Origin of the sequence: Anaeromyxobacter terrae (assembly GCF_022690685.1) — a bacterium.
Lineage (GTDB): Bacteria > Myxococcota > Myxococcia > Myxococcales > Anaeromyxobacteraceae > Anaeromyxobacter > Anaeromyxobacter terrae.
This window is the reverse complement of sequence record NZ_JALCYY010000012.1, coordinates 46,842-60,978: the sequence shown is the minus strand read 5'-3', so window position 1 is coordinate 60,978 and position 14,137 is coordinate 46,842. Positions and strand designations below refer to the sequence as shown.

10 protein-coding genes are annotated in these 14,137 nt (G+C 72.1%); 7 read left to right on the top strand and 3 right to left on the bottom strand.

Annotated elements, in window-relative coordinates; all coding sequences use genetic code 11:
* Window positions 1-19: 19 nt before the first annotated feature.
* The 7 genes from MNY62_RS07495 (at window position 20) to MNY62_RS07465 (ending at window position 7,482) form a co-directional block, all read left to right on the top strand.
* Window positions 20-202 carry a CPXCG motif-containing cysteine-rich protein gene (locus MNY62_RS07495; RefSeq protein ID WP_242343499.1) on the top strand — a complete coding sequence of 61 codons (183 nt, stop codon included), beginning with the start codon at window positions 20-22 and terminating at the stop codon, window positions 200-202.
* A gap of 106 nt (window positions 203-308) precedes the next feature.
* A complete protein-coding gene (locus MNY62_RS07490) occupies window positions 309-1,022 on the top strand; it encodes an ABC transporter ATP-binding protein (protein WP_242343498.1) in 714 nt (237 codons plus the stop codon).
* Complete coding sequence (locus MNY62_RS07485; RefSeq protein ID WP_242343496.1) at window positions 1,022-3,163, top strand: ABC transporter permease; 2,142 nt, start codon at window positions 1,022-1,024, stop codon at window positions 3,161-3,163. The genes MNY62_RS07490 and MNY62_RS07485 overlap by 1 nt, the downstream gene beginning before the upstream one ends.
* 1 nt (window position 3,164) lies before the next feature.
* Complete coding sequence (locus tag MNY62_RS07480; RefSeq protein ID WP_242343495.1) at window positions 3,165-4,472, top strand: ABC transporter permease; 1,308 nt, start codon at window positions 3,165-3,167, stop codon at window positions 4,470-4,472.
* An 8-nt stretch (window positions 4,473-4,480) separates the two neighbouring features.
* Complete coding sequence (locus tag MNY62_RS07475) at window positions 4,481-5,254, top strand: outer membrane lipoprotein-sorting protein (RefSeq protein ID WP_242343494.1); 774 nt, start codon at window positions 4,481-4,483, stop codon at window positions 5,252-5,254.
* 105 nt (window positions 5,255-5,359) lie between these two features.
* Complete coding sequence (locus MNY62_RS07470) at window positions 5,360-6,943, top strand: hypothetical protein (RefSeq protein ID WP_242343493.1); 1,584 nt, start codon at window positions 5,360-5,362, stop codon at window positions 6,941-6,943.
* Between the two features lie 149 nt (window positions 6,944-7,092).
* A complete protein-coding gene (locus MNY62_RS07465) occupies window positions 7,093-7,482 on the top strand; it encodes a DUF302 domain-containing protein (protein ID WP_242343492.1) in 390 nt (129 codons plus the stop codon).
* 388 nt (window positions 7,483-7,870) lie between these two features.
* On the opposite strand, the gene MNY62_RS25770 is transcribed toward MNY62_RS07465, so the two are convergent.
* From MNY62_RS25770 to MNY62_RS07450, 3 genes are all read right to left on the bottom strand, one after another.
* A complete protein-coding gene (locus MNY62_RS25770) occupies window positions 7,871-10,186 on the bottom strand; it encodes an NADP-dependent malic enzyme (RefSeq protein ID WP_242343491.1) in 2,316 nt (771 codons plus the stop codon).
* A 236-nt stretch (window positions 10,187-10,422) separates the two neighbouring features.
* Complete coding sequence (locus MNY62_RS07455) at window positions 10,423-12,246, bottom strand: DUF4091 domain-containing protein (RefSeq protein ID WP_242343490.1); 1,824 nt, start codon at window positions 12,244-12,246, stop codon at window positions 10,423-10,425.
* A gap of 937 nt (window positions 12,247-13,183) precedes the next feature.
* Window positions 13,184-14,131, bottom strand: coding sequence for an Fpg/Nei family DNA glycosylase (locus MNY62_RS07450; RefSeq protein ID WP_242343489.1), 948 nt, complete (start codon window positions 14,129-14,131; stop codon window positions 13,184-13,186).
* Window positions 14,132-14,137 lie beyond the last annotated feature (6 nt).

Genomic DNA, 14,137 nt, shown 5'->3' with positions numbered 1-14,137 from the left:
GACTATAACTGCGGGTAGCGTGGACATCGAGGTTCAGTGCCCCTACTGCGGCGAGTGGGTCGTCGTGTTCGTCGATCCGGGCGGCGGCGAGGAGCAGACGTACGTGGAGGACTGCCCCGTGTGCTGCCGGCCATGGACCGTGCACGCGCGCGAGGAGGAGCCCGGCGGGTTCGCGGTCGGTCTCGCGCGGCTGGACGACTGACCCCGAACGTGGGATGGGCACGCGCGGAATTCACACTCCCGCAACACGTACCTGTCACAATGATGGGCCGCGCGGCACCCTGCCCCGGCACAGATCGGAAGGCGCCATGTCGATCGTCTCCGTCGAGCACGTCTCCAAGGACTACATGCTGGGGAAGACCGTCGTGCCGGCGCTGCGCGACGTGTCGCTCGCGGTCGGCAAGGGCGAGTTCCTCTCCATCGCCGGCCCGTCCGGCAGCGGCAAGACGACGCTCCTCAACCTCGTCGGCTGCGTCGACACCCCGACCGCGGGGCGCGTCATCGTCGCCGGCCAGGACACCGCCCGCCTCTCCGAGCGCGCGCTCACGGAGCTCCGGCTCCGCACCATCGGCTTCATCTTTCAGAGCTTCAACCTCGTCTCGGTCCTCTCGGTCTTCCAGAACGTCGAGTTCCCCCTGCTCCTGCAGGGCGGGCAGACGCGCAAGGAGCGGGCGGAGCGGGTGCTCGCGCTCCTCGACGCGGTCGGGATCGCGGAGCACGCGCGCCACCGCCCGAGCGAGCTCTCGGGCGGGCAGCGGCAGCGCGTCGCCATCGCCCGCGCGCTCGTGACTCGCCCCGCGCTCGTGCTCGCCGACGAGCCGACCGCGAACCTCGACTCCGAGACCGGCGGCAACATCATCGATCTCATGAAGGAGATGAACCGCCGCGATGGCACCACGTTCATCTTCTCGACGCACGATCCCAAGGTGATGGCGCACGCGAGCGCGCTCGTCCGGATCGAGGACGGGCGCATCGCGAGCCGCGAGGACCTCGACGCCGCCAGGCTTGCGGGAGGGCGCTGATGGCCCCGCGGCGTGACGCGGCGCGGGTGCTCCTGCGCATCGCCTTCCGGAACCTCCTCGCGAGCCCGGTGCGCACCGGCATCCTCGGCGCGATCGTGCTCGTCGGTGCGCTCATCGTGGTGGTGGGCTCGTCGGTGCTCGACTCGATCGATCGGGGCATGCGCACCTCGATCCAGGGGAGCCTGGGCGGCCACCTCCAGGTCTACGAGGCGCGCTCGGAGGGGGCGCTCGAGCTCTACGGCGGGCTGCGCGGCGAGTCGCTGCTCGAGCCGATCGAGGACTTCTCGAAGGTGAAGGCGGTGCTCGAGCAGGTGCCGAACGTGAAGCAGGTCGTGCCGATGGGGATCGACCAGGCGATGGTCGCGACCGGCAACGCGTTCGACCTCGCCCTCGAGCGGCTGCGGGGCGACGTGCGGCGGCTGGAGGCGGGCGAGGACGGCCCCGAGCTCCGCCGCGACTACGCCGCCCACGCGGCGCACGTGCGCCGGATGGTCCAGCTCCTGCGCGACGAGATCGCGCAGGCGCGCGAGATCTCGGATCCGGAGGGGCGCGAGGCGGCCGAGCGGAAGAGCGAGTGGGAGGCGCTGCAGCGCGCCGCCACCGACGCGTTCTGGCGCGATCTCGACCGCGACCGCTACGGCAGCCTGGAGTTCCTCGAGAACCGCGTGGCGCCCCTCGCGATGGACACCGCGTTCACGTTCCTGCGCTACGTGGGGACGGACGTGGACGCGTTCTTCCGCGCCTTCCCGCTCGCGGAGGTGGTGAAGGGGGAGCGGATCCCGACCGGCCAGCGCGGCGTCCTCGTCGGCAAGCAGTACGCCGAGGAGTGGCTGAAGCTCAAGAACGCGCGGCGGCTCGACCAGATCAAGGACGCGCGCGACCGGCGCGGGAAGCGGATCGCGGACGACGAGGAGCTGCAGCGCTGGGTGCGCGAGAACCGGGCCGGCATCCGGGAGATCCTGCTGCAGCTCGATCCCATCCGCGCGGACGCGCTCGCGCAGGAGCTCCGCCCGGCGCTCGGCGCGCCCGCCGCCGAGCCGCTCGAGGCGCTCCTCGGGCGGCTGTTCGCGGCCACCGACGAGAGCTTCGACGGGCAGTACCGGATCTTCTACGACGTCGTGGCGCCGAAGCTGCGCCTCTACCAGATCGACGTCGGCGACACGATCACCATCAAGGCGCCCTCGAAGAGCGGCTACTTCAGCTCGGTGAACGTGAAGGTCTACGGGTTCCTGCAGTTCAAGGGGATCGAGCGCTCCGGCATCGCCGGCATGATGAGCGTCCTCGACCTCATGAGCTTCCGCGACCTGTACGGCTATCTCACCGCCGAGAAGGCGGCGGAGATCCGGGCCCTCCAGAAGTCGATGGGGGCGCGCGAGATCGACCGCGAGCGGGCGGAGGCGGAGCTGTTCGGTGCCGCCGACGGCGCGCTCGTGGGGGAGGCGCGCGTCGCCGAGATCGACGAGGGTGCGCTCGTGAAGCGGCGCGAGGAGGAGCGGGCGAGCGCGGCCGACCTCGCGGCGCACGTCTACTCGCAGGAGGAGCTCGAGCACGGGGTGGCGCTCAACGCGGCGCTCATCCTCGACGACCCGCGCCTGCTCCGCCGCACCGAGGGGGACGTGCGCAAGGCCATCGCGGACGCGGGGCTGGGGCTCAAGGTCGTGGACTGGCAGGAGGCGGCCGGCCTCGTCGGGCAGTTCGTGACGCTGCTCCGGGTCGTGCTCTTCACCGCGGTCGTCATCTTCTTCGCCATCGCGCTCGTCATCATCAACAACGCGATGGTCATGGCGACCTTGCAGCGGGTGAAGGAGATCGGGACGATGCGGGCGATCGGGACGCAGCGCCGCTTCGTCGTGACGATGCTCCTCGTGGAGATCGCGACGGTCGGGCTCGTGTTCGGGCTCGCCGGCGCCGCGCTCGGCGCCGGGGTGGTCTGGGGCATCCGGGTGGCGGGCGGGATCCCCGCGGTGACGGACCTTCTCTACTTCGTCTTCTCGGGGCCGGCGCTCTTCCCGCGCCTCGGGGCGCTCGCGGTCGGGGGCTCGCTCGCGGTGGTGCTCCTCGTGGCGATCCTCTCCGCGCTCTACCCGGCGCTCATCGCGATGCGCGTCACGCCCGTCGAGGCGATGGCCACGGAGGACTAGCGTGATCGGCGTCGACCTCATGATCGCGGGCCGGAACCTCGCGCGCCACACCCGGCGGAACCTGTTCCTCGGCGGCGCCCTCGCGGCCGTCACCGCGCTCCTCGTCCTCCTCGGCGCGCTCACCGCCGGCATGGAGTCGGCGATGATGCAGTCCGCCACGACGCTCATGACCGGCCACGTGAACGTGGGCGGCTTCTTCAAGATCACGAGCGGCAGCGCGGCGCCGCTCGTGTCGCAGTACCCGCGGGTCCTCGAGACGGTGCGCGCGAGGGTGCCGGAGGTCGACTACGTCACGGTGCGCGGCCGCGGCTGGGCGAAGGCGGTGTCCGAGCACGTCTCGATGGATCTCGTGCTCGCCGGCGTGGACGTGGCGCACGAGCCGACGTTCCGCAAGGTGCTGCACGTCGTGGAGGGGGACCTCGAGGCGCTCTCGCAGCCGGGGACGGTGCTCCTCTTCGAGGGGCAGGCCGAGCGGCTCAAGGTGAAGGTGAACGACGTGCTGACGCTCTCGGCGCCGACGGCGCGGGGCGTGAACAACACCGCCGACGTGCGGGTCGCGGCCATCGCGCGGAACGTCGGGCTCCTCTCCGCGTTCTCGGCGTTCATCCAGGCGGACACGCTCCGCCAGCTCTACGGGCTCTCCCCCGCCACGACGGGCGCGATCCACCTGTACCTGCGCGATCCGAAGGACGCGCCGCGCGTCGCCGCGCGGCTCAGGACCGCGCTCGCCGAGGCGGGCTACCGCGTGATGGAGCCGGAGGCGCAGCCGTACTGGATGAAGCTCATGCAGACCGTGCCGAGCGAGGACTGGACCGGCCAGAAGCTCGACGTCACCACCGCGGACGACGAGATGGGCCAGTTCAAGCAGTTCATCCTGGCGCTCCGGGTCGTCACCGGGCTCCTCGTCGTGATCCTCATGGTGGTGGTGGTGATCGGCATCCTCAACACGCTCGCGATCGCCATCCGCGAGCGGACCCGCGAGATCGGGGCGCTCCGCGCCATCGGCATGCAGCGGCGGAAGGTCCTCTGGCTCTTCGTGCTCGAGACGGCGCTCCTCGGCCTCCTCGGCACCGGGGCGGGCGTGGCGGTCGCCCTCGCCGTCGCGGGCGCCGTGAACGCCGCGGGCATCGCGCTCCCCGAGGCGGTGCAGGTGTTCCTCGCGCAGGAGCGGCTCCGCTTCCTGCTCGATCCGGGCGCGATCGCGACCGACGCGCTCGTCCTCGCCGCGGTCGCCGTCCTCGCCGCCGTGTTCCCCGCGCGCCGCGCCGCGCGCCTGAAGCCCGTCACCGCCATGCACCACGTCGGGTGAGCCCTCCCATGCACCGTGCCCTCGCGTTCCTGGCGCTCGCCGCCGCCCTCGCCGCCGGCCCCGCCGCGGCCCTCACCCCGCCGGAGCTCGCCAAGGTCGTCGCGACCATCGACGAGCGGCAGCGCAACTCCGGCGACTGGAAGGCCCTCTGCTACATGGAGGCGAAGGAGAAGGGGAAGACCGACGTCGTCTACGAGCTCGTCGTCTACCGGCGCGACGAGGACGACAAGCAGATGTTCCTCTTCACGAAGCCGCGCGCGGAGGCGGGGAAGGGCTACCTCCGCATCGACAAGAACCTATGGCTCTACGACCCCGCCGTCGGGCGCTGGGAGCGGCGCACCGAGCGCGAGCGGATCGGCGGCACCGACACGCGCCGCGGCGACCTCGACGAGTCGCGCCTCGTCGAGGAGTACGACGCGAAGTTCGAGGCGGACGAGAAGCTCGGGGTGTACGGCGTCCACCGCATCCTGCTCGTCGCGAAGCCCGGGGTGGACGTGGCCTTTCCCCAGGTGAGGCTGTGGGTGGACCAGGCGACCCTGAACGTCCTGAAGCGCCAGGAGCTCGCGCTCTCCGGCCGCCTCATGCGCACGGCCTACTACCCGCGCTGGAAGAAGGTGTTCTCGCCGTCGAAGGGCGCGGACGTTTGGTACCCCGAGGAGATGCGGCTCTTCGACGAGATCGAGAAGGGCAACTCGACGCTCATCCTCATCAAGGAGATCGACCTCCGCCCGCTCGCCGCGAACCTGTTCACGAAGGCGTGGCTGGAGTCGAAGAGCCGGTGAGGTCCGCTCGCGCGCCGCCGCAGGGCGGCGCCGGTCGGGCGGCGCTGATCGCGCTCGAGAGCGAAGGCGGGTCGCCGTCGACGCCGCGCTGGAACGGAGAGGACGATGAGGATCGCAGCCGCGTTCGTCGCGCTCACCGCCGCCACCGCGGCGCTCGCGCAGGATCGCCCCACCGAGGAGGAGCTCTTCGGGAAGCCGCCCGCGGAGTCGCCGCAGGCCGGGCAGGAGGAGCCGCAGGAGCCCGCGCCGCGCCGCGAGGAGCCCGCCCCGGCCGCGCGCCCCGAGGAGGCCGAGCTCTTCGGCGGGACCGGCTCCCCGAACGCCGCGCCGCCGCCGGCGGGGCGGCTCGTCGAGCGCGCCGAGAGCGAGACGCTGCGCCTGGGCGGCCAGCTCTACCTGCGCGCGCAGGCGCTCTGGCAGGAGGACGTCCCGCCCGCGGACTGGGCGCTCTCCTCGCCGAACCTGCTCGACCTGTGGCTCGACGCGCGCCCGAACGACCGCGTGCGCGCGTTCGTGCTCGGGCGCATGCGCTACGATCCCACCGCGCCGGTGACCGTCGCGGCGCCCTCCCTCTCCGCGGCGGAGCAGGGGATCCTGGGCTACGGCACCTCCACCGGCGGGCTCGCCGCGGGCGTGCGCGGTCCCCGCGCGGTGCTCGATCAGCTGTGGGTGAACTTCGACGTCGGCCGCCGCGTCTTCGTCACCGCCGGCCGGCAGCACGTGAAGTGGGGGGTCGGGAAGTTCTGGAACCCCACCGACTACCTCCACCCCGTCCGCCGCGATCCGCTCGCCGTCTTCGACGAGCGGACCGGCACGACGATGGTGAAGGTCCACGTCCCCTGGGAGCGGCGCGGCTGGAACGCCTACGGCGTGGCGCTGCTCGACGACGCCGCCGGGGTGGACAGCCCCACGAACCGGCTCGGGCGCGTGGGGGTCGGCGGGAGGGGCGAGGTGGTGCTGGGCACGGTCGAGCTCGGCGCGGACGCGCTCACGCAGGACGGCCACCACCCGCGCTTCGGGATCGACGCCTCCGCCGGCGTGTGGGACCTCGACGTCTACGCGGAGGCGGCGCTCCGCACGGGCCGCGACGCGCCGCGCTGGCGTGAGGTGAGCCCCGGGGCGCCTCTCGTCACGCGCTTCGGGCGCGTCGATCCGCAGGGCTTCACGCCCGCGGCGGTCCTCGGCGGCAGCTGGAGCGCCAAGTACAGCGACGAGGACACGGTCACGGTGGGCGCGGAGTACTCGTTCGACGACGCAGGCTACGACTCGAAGGGCGTCTACCCGTTCCTGCTCGCCGGCGCGCCGGAGCTCACCGGCGATCCCGCAGCCCCGCTCCGCCAGCGCGACCCGACCGCGTTCCGGCCGTTCTACCTGGGGCGCCACTACGCGGGCGCGTTCGTGCTCCTGCCCTCGCCCGGCAGCTGGAACGACACGACCTTCACGCTCTCCGTCCTGGGGAACCTGTCCGACCGGAGCTTCGTCGCCCGGCTCGACCACGCGCTGCTCGCCCTCACCTACCTGCGCGTCGAGTCCTTCGTCGCCGCGTCCTTCGGCGCGCGCGGGGGGGAGTTCCGCCTCGGGCTCGACGTGCCGCTCTCCGAGGTCGCGCCGGGGCTGCCGCCGGACGTCACCATCTCCGTCCCCCCGCCCGTCCTCCAGCTCGGCGTCGCGCTTCGTGTAGCGCTCTGACGCGTTCGAGCGAGGGCACGCCGCCGCGCCCCGAGAGCGGCGTGCGGGCGGAGCCCCGGCGGACGAAGAGGTCCAGCGGGGGCGGGCGCTGCACCGGTCTCGCGCGCCGAGGCTCCCACGGGCGCACTCGTTACCGGAGGAGGTGGCACGTGGCTGAGCTCGGCATGCGCAGGCAGGTGGCAGGCAAGTACGACGAGGTGCTCGCGAAGCTCCCCGAGCTCCTCAAGGGGGAGGGCTTCGGCGTCCTCACGCGCATCGACGTGACGGCGACGATGAAGGAGAAGCTCGGCGTCGACTTCCGGCGCTACCAGATCCTCGGCGCGTGCAACCCGAAGCTCGCGCACCAGGCGCTCACCTACGAGATCGGCCTCGGCGTCATGCTGCCCTGCAACGTCGCGGTGTGGGAGGACGACGCCGGCAAGGTGGTCGTCTCGGCGGTCGATCCGATGCAGACGATCGCCTCGCAGGACCCCAAGCTCGAGCCCATCGCCGCCCAGGTCCGCGAGAGGCTCTCGCGCGTCCTCGCGCAGCTCGGCTGACTGAATGGGCAACTGGGACTTCCTGACGTTCCTGGCGTTCGCGGCCGGCTGGATCCTCCTGCAGCGCGTGATCCTGCCGCGCGCCGGGGTGCCCACCTGAGGGATGCCGCCTCGCCCCCGTGACGGGGCGAACGAGAACGGCGAAGACGTGGACGGCTGCGGGTAGACGGGACGTCGGCTCCCGAGGCAATCGCAGTCGTGTCCGTGCGGGCCCGCAGGGAGGGGCCCCGCCGCGAAGCGACGGGGAGGGATGCAATCCCTCCCGGCGGGGAGCCGTCGCGCGCCCCGCGAAGGCGGGCGCGACGGCTCACGGGCCCCGCCGAGCAGGGGTGGGGCCCCGACGACGGCGGTCAGCCGTCGCCGGGGCGGGGACGCAGTCCCCGTGAGATCAAAACAGGAACTTCTCGCCCTGCGCCCGGAGCGCCGTGATGGCCGCGAGGTTCACGATCGACTGCACCGAGCAGCCCATCTGCAGCACGTTCACCGGCTTCTGCATGCCGATGAGCACGGGGCCGATCACCTCCGCGCCCGCGACGTTCGCGAGCATCTGGTAGCAGATGTTCGCGGCGTCGAGGTTCGGGAACACGAACACGTTCGCGTTGTCCTTGAGCGTGGAGAAGGGGAACTCCGGGACGCGGACCTCGGTGTTCGTCGCGATGTCGACCTGGATCTCGCCGTCGACCTCGAGGTCGGGGCTGTGCTGCCGCACGAGATCGGTCGCGATCGCCATCTTGCGCGGGCTGTCGCCGGCGGCGGAGCCGAAGCTCGAGTACGAGAGCATCGCCACGCGCGGGACGACGTCGAAGTAGCGCGCGAGGTCGCTCGTGGTGAGGGCGATCTCGGCGAGCTCCGCGGCGGACGGGTCCACGTTCACCGTGCAGTCGGCGAAGAACTTGAAGTCGTTCTTCGTGACCACGATGTAGACGCCCGCCGCGCGCTGCCCGGGCCGCGTGCGGACCACCTCCAGCGCCGGCCGCACCGCGGCCGCGTAGCCGGAGGTGAGGCCGGTGACGAGCCCGTCCGCCACGCCCTGCTCGACCATCACGGCGGCGTAGTAGTTCCGCATGCGGACCCGCCGCTGCGCCTCCTCGAAGGTCACGCCCCGGCGGCGGCGGATCTCCCAATAGCGCGCCACGTAGCGGCTGAACTGGTCGCTCGTCATCGGATCGATGATGGTGACGCCGTCGAGGTCGTCGAGCCGCTGGTCGGCGATGGAGCGCTGGATGACGTCCACCGGGCCGAGGAGCACCGGCTCGCAGATCGCCTCCTCGCGCAGGATCTCCGCCGCCTGCTGGATCTTCGGGTGATGGCCCTCGGGGAAGACGATGCGCGTGAGCTTCTTCTTGGCCTTGGAGGTGATGGAGCCCATCACCTGGTTGGCGCGGCTCTGCATCTTGCGCAGGCGATCGCGGTACTCGCCGAGATCGATCTTCTGCCGCGCGATGCCGGTGTCCATCGCGGCCTTCGCGACGGCCGGGGCGACCCACAGCAGCACGCGCGGGTCGAGCGGCTTCGGGATGATGTAGTCGCGGCCGAAGCGGAACTTCTCGCCGCCGTAGGCGCGCGAGACGGAGTCGGGCACGTCCTCCTTGGCGAGCGCGGCGAGCGCGCGGGCCGCCGCCATCTTCATGTCCTCGGTGATGCCCTTCGCGCGCACGTCGAGCGCCCCGCGGAAGATGTACGGGAAGCCGAGGACGTTGTTCACCTGGTTCGGGTAGTCGGAGCGCCCGGTCGCCATGATGACGTCGAGGCGCGCCTCCTTCGCCTCGGGGTAGCTGATCTCCGGGTCGGGGTTCGCGAGCGCGAACACGATGGCGTCCTTCGCCATCGAGCGGACCATGTCCTGGTCCACCATGCCCTTGGCGGAGCAGCCGAGGAGGACGTCCGCGCCCTTCATCGCGTCGGCGAGCGTGCGCGCCTTGGTGTCGGCGGCGAACTCCGCCTTCCACTCGTTCATCCCCTCGGTGCGCCCGCGGTAGATGACGCCCTTCGTGTCGACCATCACCACGTTCTCGCGGCGCACGCCGAGCGAGAGGTAGAACTTGGTGCAGGCGATGGCGGACGCGCCGGCGCCGGAGACGACCACCTTCACCTTGGCGATGTCCTTGCCGGCGAGCTCGAGCGCGTTGAGGAGCGCGGCGCCCGAGATGATCGCGGTCCCGTGCTGGTCATCGTGGAAGACCGGGATCTGCATCTCCCGCTTGAGCCGCTCCTCGATGATGAAGCACTCCGGCGCCTTGATGTCCTCGAGGTTCACGCCGCCGAAGGTGGGCTCGAGCGCCTTCACCACCTTGCAGAAGGCGTCGACGTCCTTCTGGTCGACCTCGATGTCGAACACGTCGATGTCGGCGAAGCGCTTGAAGAGGACGCCCTTGCCCTCCATGACGGGCTTGCCCGCCGCGGCGCCGATGTCGCCGAGGCCGAGCACGGCGGTGCCGTTGGAGATGACGCCGACGAGGTTGCCGCGCGCCGTGTAGAGGTAGGAGAGGTCCTGGTCCTTCTCGATCTCGAGGCAGGGCTCGGCGACGCCGGGGCTGTAGGCGAGCGCGAGATCGCGCGCGGTCGCCATGGGCTTCGTCGCGACGACCTCGATCTTCCCCTTGCGGCCGGACGAGTGGTACGCGAGCGCGTCCTCCCGGCGGATCTTCTTCTTCGGGATGGGCGAGGACGGCGGGTTTTTCGGCGGGGTGAAGTCCGTGGCCATGGTCCTTCCTTCGCGCGATGCGTAAGGGTGGTGGGCGAACACAACGCACATGGCCCGGTAGTGTCAAGGCAACGACCCCGGCGCCGGAGCGCAAGCGCACCTGAGCGCTCCACTTTTGACGCGACGTGGCGAGGGCGACGCGGTGCGGCTTTCGGGGGGCAGGGAGAACGCGAGCGGGCGTGCCGGAGGTCGCCGGCACGCCCGCGTTCACCCACCGTGATCGTCGGCGCTCGAGCTCAGCGCGCGCGCCGACGGCGGAACCGCAGCGTGCCGACGAGCCCGACGAGGGCGAGGAGCCCGGAGCTGCCGCCCGCCGCGCAGCCGCCGCGCACGATCGGACCCGCCGCGCCCGCCTGGAGCGGCGGGGGCGAGGGCGGCAGGGGCGCAGGATCGCCCGGCGGAGTGGGGGCCGTCGCGCCGAGCGCGATGATCCGCTTCGCGAGCTGCTCGCGCGCGGCCATGACCGTCGCAGGCGCGACCTCGGTGGAGTAGGCGTTCGGGAACAGCGCGTCCGCCACCTGTCGCGCGAACGCCTCGTCGCCGGCGTCGGCGAGGAGCTTCAGGTACTCGTAGTCCTCCATCCCCTCGCGGATCATCTTGAGCCGGATCGAGGCGACCGGGATGTCCGTCGTCCCGCCGATCTTCGCGGGTGTGCCCGGGTAGAAGAGCGTCCCGTCGCCGTTCCCGTTGAAGTCCCACTGGTTCGTCCAGGCGTCGTGCGTGAACGCGTACGCCGTCTCCCAGTAGAGCTCACCCGAGAGCCGGTAGCGGAACGAGAGCCACTCCAGCGCGCGGTTCCGCACCGCCGACGCGTCGATCATGTAGCTCGGCCATCCGGTGAAGTACTGATCCGACGAGGACGGCGAGCCGAAGTTCACGGTGCCGCCGCAGCCGTGGCTCATGCAGCTCTGGTACGTCCAAAGCTCACGCCGCGGCGAGCCCGCGAGGAACGCGTCGTACTTCGACCGCTGGTTCCCGGCGAAGGTGCCCGACTTGTCGTCGAGGTAGTTGATCACCGGCACCATCACGTCGATGTCGCTCGTGACCCCGTTCGCGTCGGCCTCCTGGATCGACGTCGTCACGAGCGTGCGGACGTTCGCCGCGCGCGCGGTGGCGGCGCGCCCGGGGATGTCCGTCCAGGCGCAGGTGAGGGGCGGCTCGTCGCAGGTGTACTGGAAGAGCCGGTCGAGCCAGCCCTTCCCGCCGAAGTAGCTGGACCAGCTGCTCGCGTCGTAGAGGAGCTCGTACGCGGTCATGCGCGCGCCGCGCAGCGACGTCGGCGCCGTCCCGTCGAGCGTGGGGCCGTAGAACGTGCCGGCGTGATCGAGGGCGGAGCTGCCGTCGTCGACGTGGGAGAGCGTGATGCGGTGATCGAGCGCGAGCTGACCGTAGCGCGCGCGCAGCGCGGCGAACGCGTCGGCGGCGGAGATGCCGTGGCCGCTCGGGATCGCGCCGTAGGTGAAGCCGAAGGCGGTCTTGAGCGACGCGGTGGAGGGCAGGGTGAACGGCCAGACCGTGAGCGTCACCGGCACGGTCGCGGCCCCGCCGTCCCAGGCCACGCTCACGTTGCCGCTGTAGTCGCCGGCCGGCGCCTCGGGCGGCACGAAGACCTCCACCCAGATCGCCCGGCTCTCGCTCGCCGGCACGCTGAACGGGAAGGCGTTCCGCCGCTCGTTCGCAAGCTCGTCCACGTCGGGCACCAGCGCGTCCGGCCAGGGACCGGTCGCGCCGTCGAGCGCCGAGGCGGTCTGCACCTGGATGATCGCCTCGCGGTAGAGGCGAACGCCGCCGATCGTGCCGGGGCCCGTGAGCTCGCTCACCGTGGCGCGCACGTTCGTCGCCGCGCCGGTGACGACCACCTGGAAGGCCTCGAACTCGTTCCGTGCGGCGGCGATCCGCGCGCTCGAGTCCGACCGCGCCGCCGTCGCGGGCCGGACCTTCTCCGACGCCAGCGCCGTCCAGACCTGGGCGGCGGCGGCGGGGATCGGGGCCGCGATGCACGCGGCAAGGAAGAGGGGGACGATCCGGCGGATGGAATACGGCAGCGTCGGCTCGGGCACTTGCTCGCCTCGTCGTTGCGGCTGGCCCGTGAGGGCGCCCGCCTTGGTGTGCGTGCCGGGAGGCACCTTGGAGCCGCTTGCACACTAGACGAGGTGGCGAGCGGTCCGACGCAAACCGAACGTGAGGCGGCACGATCGTTATTCCCGGAAGGGGGCACGATCGGCATGACGAGCGAAAGGGAGGCGGCCGAGAGGCCGTGAGCGCGCCGTTTCGCGCGCACATCATACCAGCGGGCTAGCGCTGCTGGGTCAGCGTGGCGGGCGTGCTCCGGACGGAACGTTGGAGCACCGACGAATCGGGCGGCCCGAGGTCGGGGTCGACGTCGAGGTCGGGGTCGATGTCGAGGTCGTTCTGGCCGGCATCGCCGCGGCCGAGGTCACGGTGGCGCGCCGCCAGGGCGGGACCTCGCGGTCCTCGGCGGGCACGATGGACGGGGTTCACTTACTGAGACCGGTTCCGTCCGCAGACCCCGCCGGCAACGCGGGGCCGTGCGGACGGGGTTGCGCATGGGCGAGGTCGGCGCGGCCGACCGCGTTGCATTGCGGTCCGTGGGTCGGGCGGTGCCTACCGCGTCCAGTGCCCGCCTGCGGGCGCGAGGTCCCGCCACGGAGGGCGGCGCGCTGCGGGCGGGATGGGTGAGGGGCTCGGGTCGCCGGTCGTCGCGGGTGCGGTCGCGGTCGCGTGTGAGGTCGGGGTCGGGGTCGAGGTCGGTCGGGGTCGAGGTCGGGGTCGAGGTCGGGGTCGGGGTCGGGGTCGGGGTCGAGGTCGGGGTCGAGGTCGAGGTCGGGGTCGAGGTCGGGGTCGAGGTCGAGGTCGAGGTCGGGGTCGGGGTCGAGGTCGGGGTCGAGGTCGCGGTCGCGGTCGGGGTCGGGGTCGGGGTCGACCGTCGGCGTCGAGGGCTTGAGCGGTGCCGCTACGTCGATCGGCCCCCTCTCCTCAGCGCCGCTTCCCCCGCCGCGCAGCCGCCGGCGGGGGCCGCGTCGCGCCGAGCGCGGGGTTCCGCTCGAGCTCCTCGATCGTGCGCGGCCAGTCCTCCTTGAGGAGCCGCGCGAGCGATCGATCCGACAGGATCTGCCCGCCGGTCTGGCAGCGCGGGCAGTAGTTCACCTCGTTCTCCGCCCGCACGATGCGCTGGACCGCCGTCCCGCACACCGGGCAAGGCTGGCGGTGCCGGCCGTGGACCGCCATCTCCGGCCGGAACGCGGTCACCCCCTCGGGGAACTCTCCCGCAGCCTCCCGGCGCAGGCGCTCCGTCCACTCGGAGAGCACCGCCTGCGTCGCCGCGTGCAGCCGCGCGATCTCCTCGTCGTCGAGGCGCGAGGTGAGGGTCACCGGCGAGAGCCGGGCGCGGTGCAGGATCTCGTCCGAGTAGGCGTTGCCGATCCCGGAGAAGAGGCGGGGGTCGGTGAGGGCGCGCTTCAGGGTGTGGTTCTCGCCGGTGAGCGCGGCGCGGAAGGCGCCGAGCTCGGCGCCGAGCGGCTCGAGCCCGCCGCGGTCGAGCGCGGCGAGCGCCGCAGCGCCCCGCACGAGATGGATCGCGGCGCGTCGCTTCGAGCCCGCCTCGGTGAGCACGAGCGAGCCGCCGGGGAAGTCGAGCGCCGCGAGGCCGACGCGGCCTGGGAGCTTCGCGCCCTCCTCGCGCCAGTGGAGCCGGCCCGCGATCATGAGGTGGATCGCGAGGAAGAGGTCGCCCTCGAGCGCGAGCACGACGCGCTTGCCCACGCGCCGCACCCCGTCGACGCGCTTTCCCCGGGCCTCCTCGAGCGGCGGATCCACGGAGCGGAGCACGAACGGGCTCCCCAGCCGGACGCCGACGAGCGGCTTCCCCTGCACGCGCGCGGCGACGGCCTCCACGTACACCTCGATGTCGGGCAGCTCGGGCACGGGGAG

What these genes read in the sequence shown, in the direction of transcription:
- MNY62_RS07490 (WP_242343498.1), top strand. Translation starts at nt 309, where the DNA reads ATGTCGATCGTCTCCGTCGAGCACGTCTCCAAGGACTACATGCTGGGG.
- MNY62_RS07485 (WP_242343496.1), top strand. Translation starts at nt 1,022, where the DNA reads ATGGCCCCGCGGCGTGACGCGGCGCGGGTGCTCCTGCGCATCGCCTTC.
- MNY62_RS07475 (WP_242343494.1), top strand. Translation starts at nt 4,481, where the DNA reads ATGCACCGTGCCCTCGCGTTCCTGGCGCTCGCCGCCGCCCTCGCCGCC.
- MNY62_RS07470 (WP_242343493.1), top strand. Translation starts at nt 5,360, where the DNA reads ATGAGGATCGCAGCCGCGTTCGTCGCGCTCACCGCCGCCACCGCGGCG.
- MNY62_RS25770 (WP_242343491.1), bottom strand. Translation starts at nt 10,186, where the DNA reads ATGGCCACGGACTTCACCCCGCCGAAAAACCCGCCGTCCTCGCCCATC.